Genomic DNA, 24,183 nt, shown 5'->3' on the forward strand with positions numbered 1-24,183 from the left:
GTGGATTTCCGTTGTAGGGGGTAAAAGGCCTTGGAGTAATGAGATCCAGGCATCCTGATTTCATTTTGGTATCATAATTGCTCAAAAAAAACATTGCAATAGTAATGACAGGAAAATCTGGCCTTTTCGGTCAAATTTGGCCTGTCAATTGTGTCGCTATTCTATCCTCCCGTATAGTGATAGAACACATGCTTTCGAGACTGCCATGAACAGCCTGAAACCCATTACAGCGCTATCCCTGAACAGCTACAGCATCGGCATCGGCATGACCGATGAACAGAAGCCGGCCTGCCTGATCCTGAGCTATGACGCTCTCGAACAAGGTGGCGATATCGCCATCAGCGCAACGACCGCTCAACTGGTCGGGAACGATTTTCAACTCACGTCAAACCTCGGAACCCTGGTTCTGAGCAACGTCGGGCAGGCCATCAAAGATGCCGCTGAGCTGCGTCTCCCAGTGGTTGTAATCGACCCTGAGCGTGAGCGCGAAATCATGGTTGAGCGCTGGCTGAACTAACACCCGTAGTGAACTGAAACCACATAACAACAATGTCGGAAAGACAGGAAGTAAAAGCATGAGCACATGGAAATCTAAACTCCTAGACAAGCTGGGCGTGGTCTCGGTCGCGGGCACTGACCACGGCCCTTCCGGCCTTCTCAAAGGTGCTCTTCTGGCCGCTACCGTGGTCGCTAGTCTTGGCGCAGCAGCTCCTGCTCATGCTGAGCAGTACAATGAGTTGAGGGATCAGACCCAGCATGAGGGTCTAGGCAAAACCTGGGCGCAGAAACAAAAAGAAGCAGTTAAAGAGGAAAGTACCTTCACGAAGATCAAAGATTCGGTGCTGAATGTAGACAGCTACCTGGTCGGTAAGGCCGTAGAGCAGGTTGTTGACGCCGATGAGCTTAAGTATCAACAGACCCTTGTCTCAGGCGAGTCAGAATCCCCCTACACGCATGTCTTTGGCGCGGGTATGTCAGTTATGGCAGCGAGCGCTGCCGCACCTGCCATGGGGCTCTGGATTTTGGCTAAACAAGTCGACAGCTCCGTGGCGTTCGTCCAGGAAAAGCAAGAAGCCGACCTCAACACAAAAATGACTGAAGTCGAGAGGCGGACTGCCCATGTCTACCAAGAAACTGTGTTAGCAAGCCGCACGGAAGAGCTCAAAAAGCAAGGCATCGAAAATCCTACCGAAGCGGATTTTTATGCCCAAGATCAGCGCCATCAGGAAATCCGTCAACAGCTAATTGCTAAAAATGCTGAACGCGTCATGGATGCGGCTATGGCCGACATCGATATCGAGCTGGATCAGAAAAGCACAGCATCAGCTGCCGCCTTTGATAGTCCTGATGTACCTTCCTCGACCTCGGGCATTGGAACCTTGCTCAACAAGGACAAAAAAGTCGAACGCGATCACAGCTCGGAACTGTCCCGCTAGCCTCGGCAAGCGAACCAGGCGATGGGCTGACCATCAGCTTTTTCACGTCCGCAGGCCGAAAAACCATAGCCATAAGGAAAAGTCGCATTTTGCGACTTTTTCTTTGCCGTGCACCTCCCCCTCGACTGACTGGCCACAAAAAACCGAAAACCCGTTAAGCCGAGGGGCTCGTGTTACACCGACGGGTCGAGGCGATCAGTAATCTGCTTGCTGGCGACTTTGGATGCAACTTTGGCTGCAGACTTCTCGGCCAATTTGGCTCTGGCCTTGCTGACGAGCTTGCTGAAGTGCTTCTTCTGCACCATCTCGCGGACTTTTCCGACGAGCCTGCTCAGTAGAGAAGGCTGCTTTGGCGGGATAAACAGACCAAACTCCCTGGCCTGGTCGCCTGGCTCGACTTCATGTCTCGGCTCCACATTGAAGGAGTCGTCCACTACAGACTCCACCGTCGCTGCTGGCTCGGTGAATTCGTTCATACCTTGCAGGGTGTTCAGACCCATCTCCACCGCACGCCGGCGCAGCAAGCTGGTGAACTCGTGTACATCCAGTCCTTCGTCTGCCGCTGGCCAGCGGCAACTCAGGAGGAAATGCGCCACGGCGAACTGCAAGGCTTCGTGCACGGCGCTTTCATCCGGGCCCATGACGGCCAAGAGAATTCGCGCTTGTGGGTACAGACCCAAAATCGCAACCACATTGGCCTGGGTAAACTTGATCGCCGTCAGCTTGGAGACATAGCGCGTGGCCGCTTCGTACTGTTCGTCAGACGGGACTGTGTCACGGTTCGCCATGTAGAACTTTTGAAAGTGGTGGTGTAGCGCCAGGGCACTGGGGTCTTCTTGAACCCGGAACATCAGGGCGGCAGCTGTTTCAATTCTCACGTTACGTATACCTTGCAGATCGTAGGGTCGATTCAGACGGTGTCAGGGGTCAGGGTGAAACCCAGTTTGACGGCCTGGTTGCCAAGCAGCTGCATGAAAGCGTCATAATCCACCGAGGTGTAGGACGGCCAACTGCAACCCAGGAAAAACTGCGAGATGGTCATCAGTAGCAATTCCCGAGAGCGCAGCTCATCGAGGGAATTGGTCGACAGCTCGATCCGTGCCATTGGGAACATGTCAAAAATTGTTTGAAGCTGACCCTTACCGAATTCGATCCCGCACACATCTTGTGCATAGCGACTGAATCCGCCCCAGGCCTCTTCACTCGGCTTCGCATTGATCTGCTCAAGGTAGAACGCCGCATTGTCACGCGTGGATTCCAGGATGTTTTCGCTGGCCGAATCCTTTGGCTTACCGTCTACGCCAAAGAGCCCCATGGCCTGTTTTGCACTCATGACATACATCGATTGTCCTCTTGATTGATAAGTTGTCCAGTCAGCGCAGGCACGCGATGGCCCGGTCTAAATCCCACCATGGGACTTTTCCCGTCACTGCCTGACGGTACCGGCTGAGCAGACTCCAACCCCTGACGCCAAACACCAGCCCGCCGAGCTGGATGAAAAGTCCTGTCCAGCGCAGCCCTGTCTGGACACGAATCAAGGTCTCTGCACCCAAGAAGACAATCAGCGCTGCAATGACGAAGTCGATGACAATGACCACCACAACGCAGTTGGCATCCGTGAGGTCAAGTTTCGTTACCTTGCCGATAAAATCTCGCAGTTTCATGGCAGAAGCCCATACCTGGTTGGTTTTACGTCACGACAATGAGTTGTCAAACGACCGGCGCTTGGCTATGGCAATTGATGACAATTGTTACTGACCCGACTGTATGCTGATCATCCCTTGAATTGTCTAATGATGTCATTTTTAGTTGCGAATGGACAGCCATTGCCCGACAAAATCTGTAAATAAAGACCAGGTTGGCTGGCGAGCTGAGCGCGGTGTTGGGAAGTGAGGATTTCCACCACCCACCAGCCGTGAGTGTAAGCCCGCTGCCGGATGAAGCGCCGGCAACGGGAGGGTGTCGACCTCTACAGCAACAGCTTACTGATCTGCTTGCCTCGGCGATCAAGGTGCTTCCACTTCATCTTGAACGACGTGGACTCGATACCGCCAAACATCGCCGCGTTGGCGTGCACTTCACAGAACCCGGTGATCAGCAGCGAAGCTGCTTCCGGCCTGGCTGCGAAGTCGGCTACCCCTTCTCCTTTTAACAAATGCACATCCATGTCCATCCCCATCAAGCGGGCTGCCTCGGCGGTGCCGACTTGGTTCCAGATTGCCTCAGACCAGGCCGCGTGATCCGGGAAGTGCACACGCCCCTCCAGATCCGTCGTTCGACAGTAAGGTTTACCGCAGTCATGGAAGACCTGGTACTCCTCCAGGATCGTTTCAGGGGCGAGATTCGACCACAATGCAGGGCTCAAGATCCACTCCGGCAGTTTCCATTCCAGGCGTAGCCGGCTACCGCTTTGCACATGGGACTTCAGGTCAAGGAAATAGTCATGGACTGACTGGCCATGGGCCATAACAGACAGGCCTGAGGTTTGCTCACATGCCTGCATATCATCGATGACGGTGTTCAGTGTTAGGTCGGAGCGCGGTCTAATCCGTGCGCAAGAGCTACAACATCTCGGTATTCCTTTTTCTCGATTTCAGATTATAAATCAGTGATAACATGCTGATTAAACTGACTTTAGTATCCATAGTTTTAGCAATCACGACCTGCCGACGGCTGGTGGCAGGCCATTGCGCTCGAGTTGATTAGCTCGCCAAGGCTTGTTCCAGGCTAGCTTTCAACTCATCGAGGGGCATCCCTTCCGGTACGAAGCGAGACAAATCCTTTTTCACCCATGCCGGCTGTTTCTCAGGGGTGTAGTCGGTGATTTTTGCCAATACAATTTTCAGCTCACGCTTGGCATTGTCATAACCTGCCGGATGGCTTGCTTTGCGGTAGTCGGAACCACGCAGTGCGGCATAAACCACAAAGTCACGCAGGGTGAGCTTCTTCGGGCGGTAACCGTACTCGTTGACAACCTCGCGTTTCAGGTTCTCAGGGTTGGTCAGCAGCCCCTTGGTGTGAGCGATCATGGCTTTGCGAGCGGCGGTGAATTCGATGAAAGTAGTCATAGGTGTATCCTCTTTTGGTTTTTTTGTGGTTGTTGGTTTGGTTACAAACACTGGAATTTTTTGGTGAGCTCTTTGGCTTCAGCTTTCGTGCAGGGGCCAATCCCCAATGCAGTGATCACTGGAGTACCGTCAAAATGTGGAGGGAGTATGTGGTGGCTGTCAGACACCAGGGCACAAGGAATCCCCCGCTCACGCGCCAGATCGCACGCTTTAAGCAGGTCTTCTTGCTTTTTGGTTTTCATCGCGACTTTTGATCCGCCATATTCATGGTTTCGGTAGCGTGCGGCACGCTCCGGATCAATTCGTTCGGCTTCTTTGAGGCTGTCGCCAAAAGCATGTCCAAGCTGCGCCCCGAGCTTACCGACAGGCATCTCGAGCGACATTGGAATGATGGCGTAGATGTACAGATGATCGACGTTAGCAGCCGGCCTGTTATTCGCCAGGTGCAAAGCCAAATCTTTAGGGGATATCGATTTGAGGTCGATATTTTCAAGCGGGTCGATGAATCGCGGTCTAATCCGTGCGCAAGAGCTACAACATGTCAGTTCATCTCATTTAAAGGGCTTTCTTTGGGTGAAAGCCGTAACCCTGAATTTGGTGCATAGGAGGGGATTCGAACCCCTGATGGTATTGCTACCCAGACGTTAGCAGTGTCTGTGCCTTTGGCCGCTCGTGCCACCTACGCTTTGTGTTTGAGAGCATAGGGCCATCAGACTTAGTCGTCAATACATGCCGAATAATATTTTGAAAATTTATGGTGATGGCCCATCCATAGCGACCACCCTGCTCTTCTCAGCCGGAACCACCAGCTGATCGGGGTGCTTCTCCATAATTGTCTTCATGATGGCCACACCGTCGAAGAGACTTAACCCGTCTTCCTGGAGCTCGATGGCCTGCTCAGCAGTTAGCTCGGCCAGCATGATCGCCCGTTCTGGTTCAAAGCATACCGATATAACGTCTTCACTCGACTCAAAGTCGAGCACGTCATAGCCCTCGCTAAGCAGACGCGCACGTAACGCCACGAATGACGCTTTGTCTGCGAGTTGCACCCCATCGTCGCGTCCGTAAAACCCGGCACGGTCTATGTCGCTGAACGGTTTTTGGCAGGGGATGGCCAGGACGTACACATGCTCATAATCCCCTTCGCCCAACTCACCGGCATTTTGAGCGTATTCAGCCGCGTTTGCGGGGATTTCTGAAGTGAACAGACCTAGTCCGGTGTTCAGGTCACTACCGCGACCCATTCCCGCAGAGGTGAATGCTGTGATCTTTTGGGCACTGCCATGGAAACCGATCCGGTAATCACCGGCTTCCAACAGCTTGAGGATTTCGTGATGAGGCACAGAGGTTCTCCAGGGAGCGCTTGTGCCTTCATCGTAACAGCGCCGCGCCCATCGATGCCATCCTGGCTGTGGCCCGCCACCTGGTGGCTAGGCGACGCGAGATACTGAACTATCAGTGTTGATTGGCCGACCTTGCTCGTCCCGATTAACGCTGGCGCTGGCCAACAGCCTGGCGGTGAGCTCAGCGGGCAATTTAAGCTTTTTGATGTGATGAGCAATGTCGCTGATCAACTGGGCTTGATTCGCCAAGTCTTGCGCCATCTGCGCCCTATCCTCAACCAGCTCTTCGATTTTTGGCGTGGTGGCTACCTTCAAGCTATCCAGCCGGTGCTTGGCCATCTGCGCAGTTAACACCGGCCCGTCAACCTGGTTGGGATCTTTACTGCTGTCAAAGATCCAGTGGCGAAGCTGCCCGGCCACCATGTCGGCAGCTTGGCGCTCGACCTCCGAATAGGCCGCTGGGTTATTGGCAATGGACTCGCAGAACGCCTTGGTAATTTTGAGGCTGTCCACAGTAGTAGTTACAGGGGTGCTGGAGGAATTTTGACTCATGACGGATTCTTTTCTTCTTTGGCGGCTTCGGTAGGGGTTTGGGAGGTCAACGGCTCACGCTTGAGTACGACCGACCCTGGGTAAGGCAGGGCCAATTCCTGGCGAATGCACAGCGCAATCTGGTCTTCGAACAGATTGCGAAATCCCATACGCCGGTCAAAGTAAAACACCGGCACTAAGACAAGACCCAAGATCCCCAGGGTGAAAGAAGTACTGTACCAAGTGCCGATCAGACTGAGTGGATTCGCGGTGTAGCTCGCCCATAAGCTGGCGTCCATACCGTTCGAAGCGACCATGTGCCCCGTCACCAAAATCATTACAGCCAGGCTCGTCACCGTTACCCGAATGCAGAGCTCGAGGGCGCAGAGTAGCCAATTAAATGCCTGCTTGATGTACAACAACTTGCGGCTTCTGACGTCGTCGCAAATGGCTTCGTAACGGTCATCCGCCAATGTTCCCACGCGCACATCATTCATAAAAACTTGCCAGGTGCTCATGGTGCCTTGACCTCTTTAGCTGTCGTTTGGTTATCACTTCGAGCTCGTGCAGCGTAGGCATCACACAGGCCGCTTCGATCTGGATCGGTGAGCATTTCGGTAAAACGAATGTCCTGAATTTTTTCCGACAACGACGGCTGCTGACGCTCCATCACGATGAGCAACGCCTTGTCTTCGAAGGAAAGCTCCAGAGGCACGCTGGAGACGCCGAGGTTAAGGCAACGCATGATCACGCTGTCTTGGCCTTCATGGGTAATGTAAATGCCCAGGCCGTAGATGTAGGCGTTCCTGAGGCCATGGGTAACGCCTACGGCGGCCCACCACACACCGCAAAGCACTACGCACCAGATCAGGACGTACTTGATAAACGGAGCTTTGTGCAGATACTGCTTACTCATGACTGCTGCCCGCCTCAAGATCTTTACGCTTAGGTACGTTGGATTCGATGATGTGGCAGATTTGTGCCCGCTGACCTCTGGTCAATCCGTTTTCAAAGAATGCCACGTATTGACTCATTTTGTAGTCAGGCATCCCCAGGCCCATGCTCAGCGCCGCCAGTGGCGCTCGAGTGCCTGGATAATTCTGCGTCGCATTGGCCAGCGTACGGCGCAGTTGCCGATACCCGTCAGACTCAGGAGGGCCAATCCTCAGGCTGTAGCACTGGTCGACCAGATTATCGTAATGCGGATCACCGTAATGCACCTGGCGATACTCGTCGGCGAAGTTGTATCCGACATACCCGATCATCGCAGCGAGAACAGCATAAATGACAATATCAAGTCTCGACATGATGTCTGAATGACGCCTCAGCCAGTATGTAAATAACCATTACAGGTGCCCTACCGCACTACGAGGAGCGCTGCACCGAGTGCAATAAATGCGAAGGCGAGCACCTTCCACAGAATTCGTTCCAGCCGTATGGTGTGCATGGCTCATCCCGCTTTCGGAGTCGTTGAGGCCTGTGCCGGTACAGGCAATTTAGAAAGCGACGTGCAGAGACCCTGGCGCGCTTCTGGCGTCAGTTCTCGTTGCGAGGCGTAAGACCCGACGACCGCCGCGTGCTGATCATCGATATTGGCGATTTCGCCCAGCGTCCAGATCACCGATGACGAGACTGGACGATCAGTCAGCGACACCTCCAAATTCCAACACATTTCCGCAATCGCTGTACTGCCAAGAGGCTGACGCGGCTGCGAATCAGGGAAGTATTTGTACAACAGGTTGGCACTAATGAAGAAGCCAACGAGGAGGTAAACAGGTAGAAATCGTTTGAAATGTTTCAAGACACGTTGCTCTGATTGGTCACCTGGACTTCAGTGCTGCTCATAGACACCCTGCACTGGCCCTCTGTCAATCGCCCGTAGAGGTAGGCACTACGCAAAAGAAGGACTACACCTAAGAGGCAGGTGATGATGGTGAAATTGGTCAATCCAATGGTTTCGTCCCGCAGAATCCCGTTTATACCCACGCCAAAGCTGAAAACGCCGCCAATGAAATGGGTTGCCAGGTGCTGATTATTCTTATGGTTCTGGGTCATGGCGAGATTCCTAAGTGCAAGGAACCCCCTTCGGGGGGTGGATGGATGAATCATGCCAGATCACCTCAAATTTCCAACCCCCTAGTGGCAATTTATATCAATTATTTACTCAGATCCTATCCAGACCAGGCAGCGGCCAACGATCTTTTCAGGGAGTGTAATCTGAACCACTTTCGCGCTCGCGGATTACTCGTTCCTTTGCCCTTCGGGCCTGAAGGATCTTTTCCAGGCCTGGCTTGATCAGATCCATGTACACGCGGGCCTCAGCCACGGACTCCTTGATATCGTCCATGGCGCGGTGGCATCTAGCTTTCACCGGTTCGAATTCAGGAGAAATCAGTTGAATGAAACGTTTGACGGAGGAGATGTCACCGTTTTGGTAGTGCAGGTGATCGCTGAGCAGCGGTAGCTTGGCCTCGATGAAAACGCGATCCAGATAAACGCTGTTACCCCACAGCGCGGTCTGTCTGGCCTCGATATGATGCTTGGCGAAGAACTCCAGAATGGTATCCTGGGCCTGCTCATGGGTCACAGAGGATGCTGCGCAATCATCCCAGAGACCGTTCTTCGTGTGCATGTTGAGGACATATTCATCTGCCCAGTACTGCGCCTCTTCCCTGTCGTGGCCGATGACCAGGTTCAGTTCATCAACGTACTCCAGGTCTTTGTTGGTGATCAGAACTGCAATCTCCAACAGCTTGTGCTGGTAGACCCCCCTTCTGTTGAGTTCGGTAAACCCTGTGGTTTCCAAATCCAGCCAGGCCAAGCGCTCTTCTTTTTCTTTCATGATCAATCCTCAAAATATCAGGAGGACTGCGATGCCTGCACCCAGTCTTATCCTTTGAAGTGAATCCCAGCATATCAACATCGGTTACCCAGACGCCACGGCGCCAGGGAGATAGACTTCGCCTCGCCTATCTCTCCCATTTTTTTGAAGAGCAAAAGAAAACCCGCCGAAGCGGGTCTCTTTTTTACACATTTGCCTTTCGGCCAACAGCAGCTCCGGACACCACTTTCGAATCGCCTTGTGCGATTACGGATTTCTCCGCTGGGGAACGTTCAATCTCATCCGGTCAGTCGTTCCGATTGCATCGCCACGTCTAGCGACATTTCTCTGGCCGCATCGGCTGCCATTAATCCGAATTCAACCTCATTACCGCCTACGGGCTCGGCCTTTGTACAGGCTAGGACAGCCCCACGTCTGGTTCGGGTTGCTGTTTTTGCAGGGAGGTCGCACCGACTACTTAGCTCGGGCTTTCGCCAGGGTTCGCATTCCGACCAACTGTTGCCAGGCCGCCGCCTCCGATGGAGTGTGCAGCTCTCCATCCGTCCAACATCCGGGCCTTGCTGCACGGGGAAACCGGAAACTGGTCTTACGCTGCTTTCCATTACGAGATGTGCCAATGACGGATAAGGAGGCGCTGATTGCCGCCGTATGATCGCCATGAGTCGTATCCGGCCTTTCGATAACCAAGGTCTCACCCTGTGCAGCGAATCTGCATGCGATCTGCCAGGGTTCCTGCATGCTGCGCTTGGTTATCTGTCTCGAGCAGAAAGCCAATCTTAATGGATCACGATGGAGTTTGGCAATTCTCTTTCTATGTGGCAGTGTGCCTGGCCTGCCCGACTAACTTATTTGCTCAGTTTTCGTTTCGCCGCGAGATCGGCCTTGAATCTCTTCTGGTCGTCTTTAGCTTTCTGCTTCCTGGCTTCGATAATCTCTTTGTTGGCCTCCAGGTATTCGGCCTCTCGCGCCTTTCTAAATTCCTTAGCCTGGGCCTTCAATTCTGGCTTTAGGGCATCTTGTAGCTTTTTCTTTTTGACCTTTTGCTCAGCTTGGTAGGCAATCTGCTGGGCTGACTTCGGTGCCTTTGCACTCGGGATCTTCTGGCCCTTCGATTGAAGTGGTCGTGCCGGCGAGGCGATCTTCGCAGGCCTTACAGCTTTCTCTGGTTTTGGCACCCTCTCCCGCTGACGCAGCGTCCCGTGTTGAGCCGGCGCCTCTTGTTCAGAAGGGGTCTGCAAGGTCTGCCGCTGAGCCAATTTCGGCTTCGCTGGCTTAGACTCCCTGTCGCGCTGGCTTAGCGTACCGCGCTGAGGCGGATTTTCGGGCTTGGTCGACGACTCGCGCTGGGTCAGTTTTGGCTTCGCTACGGCTTCTTTCTCTTTGCGCTCGCGGTTGATCGGCTTGGCTTTGCGCTCAGGAGTTTTGTACTCAACCCCAAGGTCAGCCCATTGAGCCGCTACCAGATCATCCTGCTTACCGTACCGTTCTTCGAAGCGGCGTTTCCAGGGATGCACTGAAATTGTGTCGCTACCATCACCTACGTGATGACCTTCACAAAGCGCAAGCACCTGCATATGGGCACCGGGCTTTGTTCGCCCATGAACGTGGTGGATGCTGATGTGCGTGTTGAATATGCCATGTTGCCGGCAAGCGATACACCCGAGCTGAGCAATGCGGTCGTGCAACAATTTCTCTGCTGGGGTGACTGGACGGCCTTGCATACGTTTCCCTTACGACAGTTCTGGAACAAGTGACTTAGGGGCCGAAAAATACCGGGGCACTGCCATGATGTCAATTTATGTTATTTATTAGATTACTGACATTTTGAATGGCTACCTGAGGCGATTCAACCCCTCACCTGGCCAACCTTCCGACAAACCCCGAAACTCGCCCTATGGACGACCACAGGCGCTTCAAGGCTCGATTCCAACGTCTTCCAAGCCGCGCTTCTTCACAAATCGAGCGAAGTGGGCTTTCTGCATAACCACTGATTCTGTCGGCTGCGCATGAGGGTTTGGAATTTTCGCTTCGGCAACCGAGCCCTCGTGCTCATCCCAAAAGACTTTAAGGGCGCGCAATTTCGCCCAGGCGGACGCTCGCGAGTGGTACACCGGTGGATGAAAATTATCGTAAGCCACAGGGATATACCCTTTGACTCCCTGCTCACCCCTAACGAGGTTCGTGCATGGGCACCAGACCAACTCACCATCACTGCGCTCTTCAAACTCACGGAGCATCGCCTTTGCAGCCTGGGCTTCTTCAGCAGAATCCGGCTTAAAACGCGAATGGACATCCTCAGCTCGAACGCCACCAGCGTATTCGTGCGCAACAGGTCGCGGATGAAGGCGGATGTCTACCACCATCCAACATCCAGTACCCTCCATTTCGGTCATTGCCGCTAGCTGAGGTCGCCCCCTACCTGGTTCGACAGGTATGTCTTGAACAAGCAGGATTCGACACCGCTCCTTGACGATCTTGGTCTTCATCTCAGTACCCAGTAAGAAAGGATGTAGTGACAATATAGCTCATTTGTCACTAATGAGCGGATTCGCAACCATCCAGGTGATGGAACCCATTTAATCGGGTTCCATACCGGTCAGCAGTTAGGTGCGGGACGAGTCATCGAGCAATGACGCACGAAGATCTCTAAACCAAAGGGAATTTCCTGGGATTTTCTTAGCTCTGGATTCGCCAGAGCCAAAGCGATCCTCTAATGATGACATCGCAATTGTTTTCAACCAATTCAGCGTATCAGTGACTATTGTTCGATCTTCCAATGAAGTCGCACGAACAAATTGAAAATGATAGCTAGTGTCCATGCTTGATGGTTGGTAGGCAGGATCTTGATAGCTAATCCTTTGTGCATTCATACCAATCGAATTTAAGTAGTCCATTATTTTGTAGTTATGCGTAGTAGCTATAAACCGTCGAAATGTATTTACTTTCCTCAGCGCAAAGCCGTTTATCGCAGCAAATATGCCATCCAATTCTACTTCTTCGAATTGACCAAAATCCGAAATCATCAAAGTTCCAATTCGCTGGCGAAAATCTAATGAATACTTGTGCCCAGTGTTATTGAGGAACTGAGCCAAAGCCAGGCCGGCACCGTGGCGAGCCCCTCGTTTTTCTGGGACTAAATTAATTAACAGTCCGCTCTTACTGTAGCCACTATGAAATATTTCAACAACGCCGTCGGCATCATAGGTAATGGTTAAACGTTCCCTGCTGTTGAAATAATCATCAATCCTACCATTGTAGGTGTGGCCGTCCCCTGCTACTGCGATCATTACAGGGCTAGTTTCGCCATCTGCACATTCAAGCTCAAAGAGTGACCTCAGAGTTTCCAGAGGTACACCTTTCGAGCTGTAACCATCGATAAGAAACGCATCATAAGTATTGATGGTAGTTGGCTTCGTGTTGCTTCCAGGTTTGCTCAAGCCTTTCAACTTTGATTGAAGACGGTTCCAATCAGTGCGATTGTGCAGACTGCTGATAATTTCAAGCGCCTGTGCCTTTTTCAGGGTGATGCCCTGTTTCTTGAGAGACTCAACCAAAAGGTTGGCGTGACTCTTCGCTACAACAACGTAATCGTTTTGCATTCGGATGCTTCCTGGCGCCAGCGGTGTCTGAACAGGTGCTCGCATTGCCCAATCGCTGGCTGAAAGACCGAAATTCGATGGGATTGGTTTGCTGCGTCATCCTTCGCCATCCCGATACGGGGCGAGCTGCAGGCGGAGACAAGCCTCGATAAAATCTACCAGAGGCCGGCAAAAATGCAATTGGTTTTTTATGCATAAATTGCCACAATGCGTCCCCTATTCCGCTGGCCACCGGCTGGCTCTACCACGCTATGGCAGCACCAATCAATACCAAGGAATGTCCATGCAATCACCCGAACGCGTTGCCGAATTAAACACCATAGAAGACTACAAGCGCCTGCTCTCCCTAGTCGCAAGCGATCATGTGTACCTCTACCGAGCATCGAATACCGACGAAAACGCGGACAGTGAATTCAAGGATCCCCACCTTCGCTTTTCCGTTAATTGCAGTGACACCTTTTACTACGCATGCTCTGACTTCACGGAATTCGACCTGACGGACACTGCCGATCTGACTGAAATGTTCGATAAATTCGGTACCACTGGCCTGATCGCCTGGTGCGCCCGTGATCGAAACGAGAAGCCTCTAAAAGAACTGATCGACGACAAGTACAACGAAGCGTTTGCCTATGCCGCCAAGTTCTACGCTCCGGAATACGACTACATCCTGCTCTGCTCGAACGAGCAAAAGCTGGCCTTGGAGGAGATTCTGAGCGGTATCAGCTACACCAGTGAAATCATTGACGAGGATAAACTTCACCTCGGCTACAAGGTGCGCTTAACAGAGACCCAGCACCTGGATGTGTACAACCTGGTCACGAGCATGTATCGCGTTTATGACCTGGCCAGAATCAAAGAGTGCAAATTCAGGTATTTCAATGGTTACAGCGTTTACAGCACCCGGAAAATAGTCGCCAAATTGCTGGGCCTCACCTACGACATCAACAAAGGTTACATCGCACCAATGGCTGAGGTCGTTCAGGCGTAAGGCCAGGCTACGTTGGAGAGCGTCGACCGGCGCCTCCGACTTCCTTCCCAGCTTTTCTGGCAATTGATCACACATATTGGGTGGATCTTGGCGTCTGCACTGACCGTATAATGGGACATGATAGGCGCAGGCGCTCTAACCCATGAAAAAATCCAACATTGAGATCACCCAATTCCTCCTCGACCGAAGCCTTCCTGGCCGGGACGCGGTGACGGAGCTATCCAACTGGGGCATCGACATTTTGCGCAACAGCCGAAATGACGTCAGGTTGTTGACCTCGCTGCTGTATGACGGGTTTGGCCAAGCCAATTTCACCACCCGCGATGATGTTCAGAATGGTTACATCAACAAAACTGACTTTCTGATGAGAGAAGTGCTGTACCGCTACGTCAGCAAAGTCCTTGGCCCTGAATTTATCGAGCGCAGTGGGCAGGTGTTTCAACAGGCTGCAGACCTGATGAGCCTGAATCTGCGTGTGAAACATGCTTTGAGCACCTTTGAGAAAAAGGATGGCTTTGACACCCTGCGTCAAGGCGCCAACACGACGTTGGAGTCGATAGCGCCGCTGGTCAACGACGTGTACCTGATGGGCGAAGCTAAACGGCTCCTTAATGGCGAGGCTGGATCCAGGGTCAGGGAGCTCTACTACCCCACTCCCAGCAAATCCCCTTACAGTGAGCGCCCCGTACGATTTCCTGCGCTGGAAACCATTGGCAAGAAAATGGATGACGCGCAGAAAATTCTGGATTTGATGGACGACCAGGAGCTAACCCTGCGTCTTCTGCGAAGCTTCAGCGCCACCAAGCTGGCCGAGTACGACACCAAGTACCCGGTCTACGGTGTCAAAACGATCTACGCCTATATGCCCCTGATCGTCGACCGCCTGCTCAATGGATGGACGTACGACAACAATTCCGTCATGGATGACCTAGCCGTCAGCATGGACGATGCATCCAAGCGGCTTATCGCCCTTCAAGAGCGACTGGAGCGTATGCATCAAGCCGATTGCGAACGTCAGGTAAACTATCTTGCCGAGCGTTACGGTGACGGTGAGTGCGCCGTGTTTGCCGTTGCCCTGAACCAAATCACCGACCTCCCGGTGGTGGTTTTTAACATCGCCGGCAACTCCAGCGATCCAGGCCTGCCGGCAGGATTCCCACGCCATGCCGCCGTCCAGGTTGGCAAAAACCAGTACCTGGATGCCTGTGGCACCGCCAGCCTGGCTGAAATCAGTGCCCGTCTTGGCTGCCAGCTGACAGTCATCCCCGATCCCCAGTTGAAGACGAGTTTCTTCGAGCCCGAGTGGACAAAAATGCAATTGGATAACGATTACATCGTCACTGCACGTGATCATGCCAAGCAAATGCTGAACCTTCGAGGCCTTGAGAAGCTACGTGATAGCGAAGCCATTGCGCGATTTGATCGTTACGAGGAATACGGAATGTAGCTCAGTCGCTGAAGACAAAAGGCCCACCCTGGTGGGCCTTTTCATGACGTGGTCGGTTAACCACCAACCGCCTTCTCCACGTCCGCCAAGTCCTTGCGCAGCTTCGCAATAGCCTTCTTGTCATCCGCTTCATCCGACAGATACCACGATTCACAGATGCTATCGAAGGCCGCTTCCTTGTCACCATCACCCGCCGCTTTCTTTGAGGCAGCCTCTATCCTGGAAACAATCCCTTCGAGGTCTGACGGATGATCGGTGGCCAGCACCCTCACTCGCGTCGATTGGCAGCCCGCTTTGATCAGCCTGGTGTCGAGGGTAGTCGCCATTGTGATGCCTCCATCGATGAGTGTGAAATTCCGTCGTGGGCGTATGCCGGTAGCCCGTGTAAAGCCGGCAAAGATCTCATTGCTGTCCTGACGAGCGAATTCGACCAGTCGTTGAAGGTGCCGGCGCTCCACATCGGAATAGGTGTACAGGTGCTTTAGCACCATGCCGATGGAAAAGTAGTTCACCTGGAGGATATCGCCAGTGAACATCGCACGAGCAGCACCGCCTGATGCAGCGAAGGCCTGAGCAATGATTTTCATATCCACGTATTTGGGCTGATCACGCCAGGCTTTGACCTCATTTCCCAGCTGGGCAGCATTGCCATTCCAGTTGATGTGCCCTTTCTTCACGCCTTCCAGGAAGGCAAACACTTCGACCCCTAGTTCCATGACTGCCGTGATGACCAGCCGACGTTTAACACCCCCGGCAGCCGCCCCCAAGTCGCTCGTCCAGAACACACGTTGATTCAGCGCTCCGGAGTCGTAGAGCTTAAGCATAGCCTCGCCAATCGTGGCCCCCTCAGGAACCAACCCTTCACCGAAGAACTTGTTAAGCCACTTTGACCAGTCAACATTTTTGGTCATGCCCTGCAGTAACTTAAACACTGCGCTTGGCTCACCGACGTTGGCCGGGTCACCCGCCTTGATGCCCTGCTCCCACAACCACGACATCATTTTGAGTGGCAGGCTCGCCGGCGAGCAGCGGTCAGCATCGAGGTGCATTTTTAGTAGTTCGGTTGCGGCCTCTCGCGACATCGCCGGAAAGATCTTGTAAACCAGTTTCCCGATGCCAGCTTCGCCTTTCATCAACATCTCGATGACGGTGCGCTCATCGGTATGGTTGAGAATTCGGTGATTACGTGGTCGAAGGCGAAACGGTGACTTTAGCCCCAGATCCTCATTGAGCTTTTGATACCAATCCATGGCCATTCCAGGCTTCCCCTTATCCGTGGGGTTCACGCCAAGCTCTTCAAGACGCTTTTTGACCCTCGCCTCCAGCTCCGCCTGGGTCTTTGGATCAACCTGTGCGTGTTTGGTCGCCATCTCTTGGCGAAACGCCTGATCGAGAATCAAATCTGCCGTTGTCGCCAAGGCGCCAATTACCATTGCATAGCCAACGGAGAAGTTGTCTATTTCGGTAGTCGGCAACGGCTTTGGTGGTGTTGCAAGGAGTCGAGCCTGGAATTGCTCGACCATCTGAGAGCCACCGATTTCGGCCAGTATTTTCTCGTATTCGACTTTCATGACGCCGCCTTGAAGAAGCCTTTGGCATCCAGTTCCGTCATGATTTTCGCAATCAGTACCTCCAGAACTCCGTGAGACCGGAGACGATCAATGACATCGGCCCTGCACCTTGGCGGGTTTGCAAGAATGCTCGCTAAGGCGGCTTCTATGTTCGCATTGTTCGCGACAATCGATTCGAAAAAAGCCCTGGCCTCAGCACGTTCTCGTTCATTTTCCTCGTGCATTTTCCTGAGCGCATCATCTTTGGCTTTGTTGCCGCGAATGTTCGAGCGGGTGTGACCAGCGGCGTATGAAGCGACACATGCCACAACCACCAAAACACCTCTGGCTACTAGCGCATAACTCATGGGAAGACCTTTCCTTTATTGAATCCAGAAACAATAGCTCATCGCCAGCTCTTCACCTGGCCTATTTCGATAAAATTGAAATCGCGAACTACGCTAAGGGATAACTCAGCGTATGGCTTGGCAAATTTTGATGAAGCGCCCCAAACGACCGACTGCCACCTACAACCCGAGCCAGTCTTCAATAGACTTGGAACTGATCCCTGCCGTACAGGTAGAGGCTTCTGATGGTGTATCAAATCCTCCCCAACCCCCTACCTCCAACTACCCATCGAAAAGGAAGTCAAAGGTCAGTCAAGAACCGCTGTCTGAGAACTCTCTCAAAAAAGTCCATTTGCTGATGGACACATTCCACGTGCGCCGGGACATTTACGCCAAGTCCTGGATCAGTAGTCGCACCGGCAAGCCCGGCTATGCGCCGGCATGTTCGAATTACCGGGCCCCCAACATCTGCAAGAAGTACCTTGACTACTCGTTTGACTGCAAAACCTGCAAACACCGTGTTTTTGCCCCGTTGACCGATCAGGTTATGTACAAACACCTGACCAAGGCGCCGCACATCGGTATCTTTCCGCTACTGCTCGATAACACCTGCTATCTCGTGGCGGTCGACTTCGACAAGGAGGATTGGAGGACGGACGTCTTGGAATTTCTGGCGTCCTGCAAGCTTTTCGGCATCCCGACAACGACGGAGATCAGCCGCAGCGGTAACGGCGCCCATGTCTGGCTGTTTTTCTCTGAAAAAGTCCCCGCGATCAACGCACGCAAGCTGGCACTCGGCTTGATGAGTCACGCTCAGCAGCGCACTGGTAAGATCGAATTTGACTCTTATGATCGACTGTTTCCAAACCAGGATTTTATGCCAGCTGGTGGTATCGGTAACCTCATCGCCATGCCATGCCAATTTCTGGCCAGGTTGAACAACTTCAGCGTGTTCGTCGATCCGAATGACGACTTCAAGCCCTACTATGACCAAATCGCGTACCTGAAGACGATCCAAAAATTATCATCAGTCGAAGTCAGCCAGAAGATCAGCGAGGTCGTTGTAGAAGGCGAGCACGAACTCGGTGTCCAGTTCATGAAAGCGGGTGATGATCACCACTTTTGGTCGGCGCCGAAATCCGCAAAAAAATTAAAATTGGACGACCTGCCCAAGGTCGTCACCATCGTGCAGGACAAAGGCTTGCAGTTCGATCTCAAGGAGCTGCCACGCCCATTTTTTGGGCAGCTGGCCAGGCTGGCAGCGTTTCCAAACCCCGCGTTCTACATTGCTGAGGCAGGCGGCTTTTCGACATGGGGTAAGCCAATGGTGGAGCGTCGATGCGTTGTCGAGAACGGCATGTTGAGCATGCCCAGGGGCTGCCTCGACGCCGTGCTGGATTTCATCAAAAGCTATGACGTGCCCTTCTTGCTCAAGGATGAGCGTTCACTTGGGCGCCCCATTGATGTGACATTTACCGGCACGCTTAGAGACGATCAGGCCGAGGCTCTGAAAGCGATGCTGGAGCACGATGTAGGCACCCTGAAAGCTAATCCCTCATTCGGTAAGACCGTCATCGGCGCTGCCTTGATTGCCAGTCGGCAGGTCTCAACGCTGATCGTGGTGCACCGCAGGTACTTGATCAAGCAATGGCGTTTGCGCCTGAAGCGTTTTCTGAACCTGGAAGACGATCAAATTGGTCAATTGGGCGGGCCCAAGTCGAAACCCACCGGGATTATCGACATTGTCATGATGCCCTCCCTGGGCCGCCTGAAGGATATTCAAAGCATCTCCGAAGGTTACGGGCAGGTGATCATTGATGAATGCCAACACCTCGCCGCCAAGACGTTCGAGGAGGGCCTCAACAAACTGAAGTCTCGCTATTTCGTCGGGCTCTCCGCCAAGCCTAAACGCAGCGATGGGCGCCAGCCCCTAGTCTTCATGTGCGCTGGCAACATTCGGTACATCTCCAAGCGCCCTTTAGGGGCACCGCAAGATCTGACGGTTAAATCAAAGGTCAGGAAGAAAAACATCGATCTTCCGGCGACAGCCAACACCACTGAGTTGCATTCCTACCTGGTGGATGATCAGGAACGAACCCGGTGGCTTGTAGAGCAAGCGCTGGCGGCGTATTCCAGGGGTCGACAAGTTTTGCTTTTGACCGGGCGTAAAGCCCACTCCAAAGCCATCGCCGAGGCTCTGGATGGTAAGGTCGATCAGCTCTTTGTCCTGAGTAGCGAAGCGAAGGAGAAGGCCAGGGAGGACGTGATCGCGGCAATGGAGGCGCTGCCTGTGGATACGCCACGGGTACTGGTCTCTACATGGCAACTGGTGGGCGAAGGCTTTGATCACGCCCCGCTGAATACCCTGATCCTCTGTCTGCCATTCTCCTGGGAAGGCACCGTCGAGCAGTGTGCTGGCCGGCTTGACCGCTACCTGCCGGACAAGCTCGATGCCGAGATCTTCGATCCGATAGACGAAGGCCACCCTTTGGCTAAGAAGATGTGGAAAGCCCGACAAAAGGCCTACAAGGCCATTGGGTATCGGATCATCGACGAGCGGGCTACGCTAGAAATGTTCTGAGATCAGGTGCCAACCACGCGACCAGCACCCGAAATGACCCTACGGAACAACCTCAAAAAGACCGAGCAAGATAATGTGGACAATCAGCTCAAGAGTGCCGTAGTGAATGACAAATTGATGTTCATCCACCGCTGTTACCAGCCAAATATCGTCCACCGTGGTGCCTTCCCACCATTTGGCGTCCACAGCTTTCAACCTAGTACCTACCTCAATCGTGTCCATATAGCTTTTCCTGAGCAAAGGGATGCTGATCGCCATGGAGATCCGATGGCGTCACTGGAAAAGGTTGGACAGAACTATTGGGTAACCGTGGGCAACGCGTGATCGTGAATCGATTGTACCAGCCTACGACACCACCTCAAAATCATCGAGCATGGTCAAAGGAACATTATACTCACGGGCACCAAAGCTCAGCACCAAATGGTGCTGGAACACCTCTGTAACTAGGCACTCATCCTCGACGGTCAGGCCTTTCCACCAGCCGTTTTCGAGCACCTTGAGCTTGGTGTTTTTCTCGATGCTAATTCCATCTATATTTGCCATTGGCGATATTCTCATTCGATTGGTCATCTGTACTTGCAGCAAGGTCAGTCAGAATGGCGATGGCGAATCGCTCTCGCTCTCAACCTTGGGCGTTGGCAATGGCACCGGCTTACCCGCGCATACGCCAACCAGTAAGACGTACTCTTCCATCGTCGGCAGCTGGAGCGTGATTTGACTCCGTTCGATGCCCAGGTCGCCGGCCTCCAAACGGAAATCCACAGCCGCCCAGAACGCAGGCTCGTAACCGAGCTTTTTGATGTTGAACAGTTTCTTTTCCCAGGCCGTGCCATTGTGCCGCTTCGCCACAAAGTACGGCGATCCCTTATCGATCTAAATAAAGACACCAGGTAGCACACCGTTCTGAGTACGGCTGACGCTGTTCAGGGTCGGCTGATTGGCTTTTCGAAGGACAATGCCATGCTCTGCGCAGACTTGGTCGCGGTAGGCTGTGGCGGCGATCAGAGCGCCATCCCGGCCCCCATGATGGTGGTCGTAGAACTCCTTTCGAACCTCGGCCTTATTGATACGAACCATCAGCCCGTTTTTGAGCTGGATGATGTAAGGCGTGGCGGCAACGGGTGGCGGCATTGTGCGATTCCTTGGATTGTCCCTGTACAGAGAATACCAGCGTCGACACTAAGGCGGCCACCCGGTGCGGTAGCAATTACTGCTGAGTGGTGTTCATCGGACGCAGGTTGATTTCAACACGACGGTTTTGCGTACGACCGTACTCGTCGGCATTGCTGGCGACCGGTTGATCCGGGCCGGCACCACGACTGTTGATGCGGGTGCCATTCACACCTTGCGCGATCAGGTAGTTACCCACGCTTTGGGCGCGGAGCATCGACAGGTCGAGGTTACGCTGGCGTGCACCAACGCTGTCGGTGTGGCCGACAATTTCGATGCTGCTCTGGTCGTACTGCTTCAGAGAAGCGGCCACCTGATTGAGCGGGTTGTAGAACTGGCTGGCAACGTCCGATGAGTTGCTGCTGAAAGTAACGCTTCCCGGCATGATCAACTTGATCTGGTCACCCTGGCGCTGAATGTCAACGCCGCTGTTGGCCAACTGGTTACGCAACTCGGCTTCCTGCTTGTCAGCATAGTAACCGTAACCGGTACCTGCTGCGCCACCTACCAGCGCACCAATCAGCGCACCCTTGCCACGGTTTTTATGGCCACCCACCAAAGCACCGGTGGCAGCGCCAGCCAGCACGCCGATCCCACCGTAGGTCGCAGTTTTGTTGATGCCGTCAACGGCACAGCCAGAAAGCATGGCCAACACGGTAGAAGCCACGATTAAACGCAGAGAGGTTTTCATATTTGCCTTTCAATGAGTACGCCGGATCTTTGCCGTCCGGCCAGCGTTGCCGGCATCGTGCTCTTGCCGGCGAAACAGTGTCAATTATACATCATTGTTCTACAAGCGATCCTTGCCAATCTTTTCACAAAACTTACACGTAAGTGTTTGATTGGCCACGGGATGATACCTAGGATGGGCATACCAACCACAAGGAGAGATTTTATGAAAAAATCCGTTCTGGCCCTGGCCTTTGCCCTGGCTCTGCCTACCGTAGCTTTCGCTGCTTCGACCATCACTGAGGAAGCGCCGATTCAACCACCTGGTGCTCATCAGGAATTCGGAGGCCGCGACGGTCACCGCCCTCATAACGGTGATGGCCCACCGAAAGGCGAACATGGAAAACCAGGCCAGGGTCAGGGTCATGGGTTCCAAAAGATCAAGAAAGAACTCAATCTGACCGAAGATCAGGCGGCTATCTTCAAGGACGCACAGATGTCAGAAATGCGTTCGCACTTCGAAATCGTCCAGAAATACCTGGATAAGCTTTCCCCCGAAGATCGGGCCGCGATGAAACAAGAGCACGAGGCTGCGACCCAACTGCGCAAGGCTGAGATCCTGAAAGTTCTCACTCCCGAGCAGCGCGTCAAGGTCGAAGTGGTCTTTGCTCGCCAGAAGGCCCAGTACGAAGCATTCAAGGCTGAGCACGAGAAGCCAAAAATCTAAAAAGCTGATTGCGGCCAGAAAACGGAGGCACCTGCCTCCGTTTTTAACGCGCAATTTCCGGTGTATGAATCAACGCGCCAATGGCATCTGCAAAAACCGCACGGCGCCGTACTTAAGCCTTGCGTACTCCATGGCCTCTCCCTGAGTTGCGATGGGTGGACTGATCACCAGATTGTCGTCATGTTCTACAGTTTCCCGAACCACAGAGATGACCATCCATGCGCCCAGCGTGAGGCCCAAATGTTTAACGTCGATTTTTTCGATGTCGCGTGCTGTGGTCTGGCGAAGAAGGCATACCGGCTCTACATCATGGGTCTTTAAAAATTGCTCAGCGGCGCTCTCTGAGTCGTAACACAGAAATGTCGTCCCCAAGCCGTCCATATCAGTGTTGGCCCGCTGACCGAGCATATTCGAGGCGTGCATATAGGCCTCTTCGACCGAAATCGGCGCACTCAAGGTGACCACTTTGATCTCGTCGATCCATTCATGCTTGCTGGCTGCCTTGTTCACGAGCTTTGCAAACTTCTTACGCCCGAGCGTACCAATGCAGGTTTCAGTCACAAAGAGGATGACCATGACGTCATCCTCGTCTTCCTTGTCGTCAAAAGTCTGGGCCACCAGCTGACGCCGGAGCCACCCCTGAAGATTGAGCGGGGTTACGGCCTGACTGGCATTGAGAACCAGGTAATTGAGGTCGACGCGCATAGGCAACTCCGGGGTACTATCGAAAAAAGGCTCGTGAACCCCAGCGCAAGCTGGCTGAGGCTTGTCTGGGCTCGGGATCTCGGCTTGATGGTTTGCCTACAACCATCCAGATTTCTTGAAGCTCGCCCACAAACTCGTGCACCCCGTCGCAATGAACCCCACCACCCCGAAATACCCATACTGCCAGGTCAATTCAGGCATGTTTTGGAAATTCATCCCGTAGATCCCGGCTACCGCCGTCGGGAAAGCGAGGATAGCTGCCCAAGCCGCAAACTTTCGCTGCACCACGCTCTGGCGTGACGACTCGAGCAACACTCCGACTTCAATGGTCTGGCTCGCAATCTCAGCCAGGGTCGTCAGATCTTCCATTTGACGCGCTACATGAATCTGCACGTCACGAAAGTACGGACGCATGGTCTTGTCGATGAATGGGAATTCAAGGTTTTGTAATTCCTCACTGATTTCAACCATCGGCGCCACATACCGCCTTAGGCGCAACACATCACGGCGCAGGCTGTGGAGCCTTTGAATATCCCGCTCATTCAGTTCAGTGGCCAGGATGCTGCGTTCTAGCTCATCGATCTCGGCGTGGATCGCTTCGCCCACCGGCTGGTAACTTTCGATCACGAAATCGAGCAGCGCATAGAGTACAAAATCTTCCCCTTGCTCAAGCAGCAGCGGACGAGCCTCACAGCGCTGGCGGACATGGGCATAGGACGCCGAGTGACCGTTGCGGGCAGTAATGACGTACCCTTTACCGGCGAAAATATTCGTCTCGATGAACTCGAGTTGTCCTTCGATCCGGATAGGCGAATAGGTGACGATAAATAGGGCATCGCCGAACGTTTCGAGCTTGGGCCGGCTGTGATCCTCAAGCGCATCCTGGATGGCCAGTTCATGGAGGTTGAACTGACGTTGCAGGACGGCGAGTTCCTGGGCATCCGGCTCTTCAAGGCCAATCCACACAAAGTGATCAGGCTTTGCAGCCCACTCGGCACCATCCTTCAGGGAGATATTGGTGACTTTCCTACCGGTGTTATAAACCGCAGCAGCAACAACTCTACCCATGTCGGTGGTTCACTTTTTATCAGAAGTTAAATACACAAAAATGTCAGGTTCAACCTGTGCTAGCCACACAATTTCCCAACGCAGGCGAAACAGCAAAGCAGCCACTCGCGCC

General features: G+C 53.3%; 32 protein-coding genes and 1 tRNA gene. 6 read left to right on the forward strand and 27 right to left on the reverse strand.

Translation table 11 applies throughout. The annotated features are described in order from the left end of the window. Positions 1 to 205 precede the first annotated feature (205 nt). Positions 206 to 517, forward strand: a complete 312-nt coding sequence (locus NQL71_RS31905) for a hypothetical protein (RefSeq protein WP_274644835.1) — start codon at positions 206 to 208, stop codon at positions 515 to 517. A 58-nt stretch (positions 518 to 575) separates the two neighbouring features. After that, positions 576 to 1,436, forward strand: a complete 861-nt coding sequence (locus NQL71_RS31910) for a hypothetical protein (protein WP_274644836.1) — start codon at positions 576 to 578, stop codon at positions 1,434 to 1,436. 173 nt (positions 1,437 to 1,609) lie between these two features. On the opposite strand, the gene NQL71_RS31915 is transcribed toward NQL71_RS31910, so the two are convergent. The 18 genes from NQL71_RS31915 to NQL71_RS32000 form a co-directional block, all read right to left on the reverse strand. Further along, positions 1,610 to 2,314, reverse strand: coding sequence for a hypothetical protein (locus NQL71_RS31915; RefSeq protein WP_274644837.1), 705 nt, complete (start codon positions 2,312 to 2,314; stop codon positions 1,610 to 1,612). A gap of 32 nt (positions 2,315 to 2,346) precedes the next feature. After that, positions 2,347 to 2,769, reverse strand: coding sequence for a hypothetical protein (locus tag NQL71_RS31920; RefSeq protein WP_274644838.1), 423 nt, complete (start codon positions 2,767 to 2,769; stop codon positions 2,347 to 2,349). A 40-nt stretch (positions 2,770 to 2,809) separates the two neighbouring features. Then, complete coding sequence (locus NQL71_RS31925; protein ID WP_274644839.1) at positions 2,810 to 3,100, reverse strand: hypothetical protein; 291 nt, start codon at positions 3,098 to 3,100, stop codon at positions 2,810 to 2,812. 305 nt (positions 3,101 to 3,405) lie between these two features. Further along, entirely contained in the window at positions 3,406 to 3,903 is a 498-nt protein-coding gene (locus tag NQL71_RS31930) for a hypothetical protein (RefSeq protein WP_274644840.1), read from the reverse strand. 235 nt (positions 3,904 to 4,138) lie between these two features. After that, a complete protein-coding gene (locus NQL71_RS31935) occupies positions 4,139 to 4,504 on the reverse strand; it encodes a hypothetical protein (RefSeq protein WP_274644841.1) in 366 nt (121 codons plus the stop codon). Between the two features lie 41 nt (positions 4,505 to 4,545). Continuing rightward, positions 4,546 to 4,953, reverse strand: coding sequence for an aminoacyl-tRNA hydrolase (locus NQL71_RS31940; protein WP_274644842.1), 408 nt, complete (start codon positions 4,951 to 4,953; stop codon positions 4,546 to 4,548). Positions 4,954 to 5,099: 146 nt separating this feature from the next. After that, a tRNA-Ser gene (locus tag NQL71_RS31945) sits at positions 5,100 to 5,189 on the reverse strand. A gap of 67 nt (positions 5,190 to 5,256) precedes the next feature. Next, a complete protein-coding gene (locus NQL71_RS31950; protein ID WP_274644843.1) occupies positions 5,257 to 5,847 on the reverse strand; it encodes a hypothetical protein in 591 nt (196 codons plus the stop codon). Positions 5,848 to 5,934: 87 nt separating this feature from the next. Beyond that, the gene (locus tag NQL71_RS31955) at positions 5,935 to 6,360 is read right to left on the reverse strand and encodes a hypothetical protein (RefSeq protein WP_274644844.1); all 426 of its coding nucleotides are present in this window, start codon (positions 6,358 to 6,360) and stop codon (positions 5,935 to 5,937) included. A gap of 35 nt (positions 6,361 to 6,395) precedes the next feature. Then, positions 6,396 to 6,896, reverse strand: a complete 501-nt coding sequence (locus NQL71_RS31960) for a hypothetical protein (protein ID WP_274644845.1) — start codon at positions 6,894 to 6,896, stop codon at positions 6,396 to 6,398. Further along, positions 6,893 to 7,294, reverse strand: a complete 402-nt coding sequence (locus NQL71_RS31965; protein ID WP_274644846.1) for a hypothetical protein — start codon at positions 7,292 to 7,294, stop codon at positions 6,893 to 6,895. Before NQL71_RS31965 ends, NQL71_RS31960 begins: the two co-directional genes overlap by 4 nt. Then, positions 7,287 to 7,685, reverse strand: coding sequence for a hypothetical protein (locus NQL71_RS31970; protein WP_274644847.1), 399 nt, complete (start codon positions 7,683 to 7,685; stop codon positions 7,287 to 7,289). The genes NQL71_RS31965 and NQL71_RS31970 overlap by 8 nt, the downstream gene beginning before the upstream one ends. Positions 7,686 to 7,828: 143 nt before the next feature. Continuing rightward, a complete protein-coding gene (locus NQL71_RS31975) occupies positions 7,829 to 8,179 on the reverse strand; it encodes a hypothetical protein (RefSeq protein WP_274644848.1) in 351 nt (116 codons plus the stop codon). Next, positions 8,176 to 8,433, reverse strand: a complete 258-nt coding sequence (locus NQL71_RS31980) for a hypothetical protein (RefSeq protein ID WP_274644849.1) — start codon at positions 8,431 to 8,433, stop codon at positions 8,176 to 8,178. The genes NQL71_RS31975 and NQL71_RS31980 overlap by 4 nt, the downstream gene beginning before the upstream one ends. Before the next feature lie 148 nt (positions 8,434 to 8,581). Further along, positions 8,582 to 9,220, reverse strand: coding sequence for an oligoribonuclease (gene orn / locus NQL71_RS31985; protein WP_274644850.1), 639 nt, complete (start codon positions 9,218 to 9,220; stop codon positions 8,582 to 8,584). Between the two features lie 845 nt (positions 9,221 to 10,065). After that, positions 10,066 to 10,941, reverse strand: a complete 876-nt coding sequence (locus NQL71_RS31990; RefSeq protein WP_274644851.1) for a Ref family recombination enhancement nuclease — start codon at positions 10,939 to 10,941, stop codon at positions 10,066 to 10,068. A gap of 192 nt (positions 10,942 to 11,133) precedes the next feature. Beyond that, positions 11,134 to 11,583: a hypothetical protein gene (locus NQL71_RS31995; protein WP_274644852.1), complete on the reverse strand. Its 450-nt coding sequence runs from the start codon at positions 11,581 to 11,583 to the stop codon at positions 11,134 to 11,136. Positions 11,584 to 11,823: 240 nt separating this feature from the next. Further along, complete coding sequence (locus NQL71_RS32000) at positions 11,824 to 12,819, reverse strand: glyoxalase superfamily protein (protein ID WP_274644853.1); 996 nt, start codon at positions 12,817 to 12,819, stop codon at positions 11,824 to 11,826. 283 nt (positions 12,820 to 13,102) lie between these two features. On the opposite strand from NQL71_RS32000, the gene NQL71_RS32005 reads away from it, so the two are divergent. Both NQL71_RS32005 and NQL71_RS32010 read left to right on the forward strand, forming a co-directional pair. Continuing rightward, positions 13,103 to 13,807, forward strand: a complete 705-nt coding sequence (locus NQL71_RS32005) for a hypothetical protein (protein ID WP_274644854.1) — start codon at positions 13,103 to 13,105, stop codon at positions 13,805 to 13,807. A 142-nt stretch (positions 13,808 to 13,949) separates the two neighbouring features. Then, positions 13,950 to 15,254 carry a hypothetical protein gene (locus NQL71_RS32010; RefSeq protein WP_274644855.1) on the forward strand — a complete coding sequence of 435 codons (1,305 nt, stop codon included), beginning with the start codon at positions 13,950 to 13,952 and terminating at the stop codon, positions 15,252 to 15,254. A gap of 56 nt (positions 15,255 to 15,310) precedes the next feature. Here the strand turns inward: NQL71_RS32010 and NQL71_RS32015 are convergent, their stop codons facing one another. Both NQL71_RS32015 and NQL71_RS32020 read right to left on the reverse strand, forming a co-directional pair. Next, positions 15,311 to 16,825 (reverse strand): hypothetical protein, encoded by a 1,515-nt coding sequence (locus NQL71_RS32015; RefSeq protein ID WP_274644856.1) that lies wholly within the window; start codon positions 16,823 to 16,825, stop codon positions 15,311 to 15,313. After that, on the reverse strand, positions 16,822 to 17,172 hold the full coding sequence (locus tag NQL71_RS32020; protein WP_274644857.1) for a hypothetical protein: 351 nt from the start codon (positions 17,170 to 17,172) through the stop codon (positions 16,822 to 16,824). Before NQL71_RS32020 ends, NQL71_RS32015 begins: the two co-directional genes overlap by 4 nt. Before the next feature lie 112 nt (positions 17,173 to 17,284). Between NQL71_RS32020 and NQL71_RS32025 the strand changes: the two genes are divergently transcribed. Further along, on the forward strand, positions 17,285 to 19,732 hold the full coding sequence (locus tag NQL71_RS32025) for a DEAD/DEAH box helicase (RefSeq protein WP_274644858.1): 2,448 nt from the start codon (positions 17,285 to 17,287) through the stop codon (positions 19,730 to 19,732). A 39-nt stretch (positions 19,733 to 19,771) separates the two neighbouring features. Here the strand turns inward: NQL71_RS32025 and NQL71_RS32030 are convergent, their stop codons facing one another. The 5 genes from NQL71_RS32030 to NQL71_RS32050 all read right to left on the reverse strand — a co-directional run bounded on the left by NQL71_RS32030 (position 19,772) and on the right by NQL71_RS32050 (position 21,593). Beyond that, a complete protein-coding gene (locus NQL71_RS32030; protein WP_274644859.1) occupies positions 19,772 to 19,990 on the reverse strand; it encodes a hypothetical protein in 219 nt (72 codons plus the stop codon). Between the two features lie 87 nt (positions 19,991 to 20,077). Further along, positions 20,078 to 20,275, reverse strand: a complete 198-nt coding sequence (locus NQL71_RS32035) for a hypothetical protein (RefSeq protein WP_274644860.1) — start codon at positions 20,273 to 20,275, stop codon at positions 20,078 to 20,080. Between the two features lie 48 nt (positions 20,276 to 20,323). Beyond that, positions 20,324 to 20,581 carry a hypothetical protein gene (locus NQL71_RS32040; protein WP_274644861.1) on the reverse strand — a complete coding sequence of 86 codons (258 nt, stop codon included), beginning with the start codon at positions 20,579 to 20,581 and terminating at the stop codon, positions 20,324 to 20,326. A 24-nt stretch (positions 20,582 to 20,605) separates the two neighbouring features. Then, on the reverse strand, positions 20,606 to 20,863 hold the full coding sequence (locus tag NQL71_RS32045; protein ID WP_274644862.1) for a hypothetical protein: 258 nt from the start codon (positions 20,861 to 20,863) through the stop codon (positions 20,606 to 20,608). Between the two features lie 76 nt (positions 20,864 to 20,939). Next, the gene (locus NQL71_RS32050) at positions 20,940 to 21,593 is read right to left on the reverse strand and encodes a YiaD family glycine zipper/OmpA-like lipoprotein (protein WP_274644863.1); all 654 of its coding nucleotides are present in this window, start codon (positions 21,591 to 21,593) and stop codon (positions 20,940 to 20,942) included. A gap of 204 nt (positions 21,594 to 21,797) precedes the next feature. On the opposite strand from NQL71_RS32050, the gene NQL71_RS32055 reads away from it, so the two are divergent. Continuing rightward, complete coding sequence (locus NQL71_RS32055; protein WP_274644864.1) at positions 21,798 to 22,298, forward strand: hypothetical protein; 501 nt, start codon at positions 21,798 to 21,800, stop codon at positions 22,296 to 22,298. Between the two features lie 69 nt (positions 22,299 to 22,367). On the opposite strand, the gene NQL71_RS32060 is transcribed toward NQL71_RS32055, so the two are convergent. Together NQL71_RS32060 and NQL71_RS32065 are read right to left on the reverse strand one after the other, a co-directional pair. Further along, entirely contained in the window at positions 22,368 to 23,003 is a 636-nt protein-coding gene (locus NQL71_RS32060; RefSeq protein WP_274644865.1) for a hypothetical protein, read from the reverse strand. 96 nt (positions 23,004 to 23,099) lie between these two features. Continuing rightward, positions 23,100 to 24,071 (reverse strand): magnesium and cobalt transport protein CorA, encoded by a 972-nt coding sequence (locus NQL71_RS32065; RefSeq protein WP_274644866.1) that lies wholly within the window; start codon positions 24,069 to 24,071, stop codon positions 23,100 to 23,102. Between the last annotated feature and the right edge of the window lie 112 nt (positions 24,072 to 24,183).

Source organism: Pseudomonas serbica (genome assembly GCF_028823535.1).
Taxonomy (GTDB): Bacteria; Pseudomonadota; Gammaproteobacteria; order Pseudomonadales; family Pseudomonadaceae; genus Aquipseudomonas; species Aquipseudomonas serbica.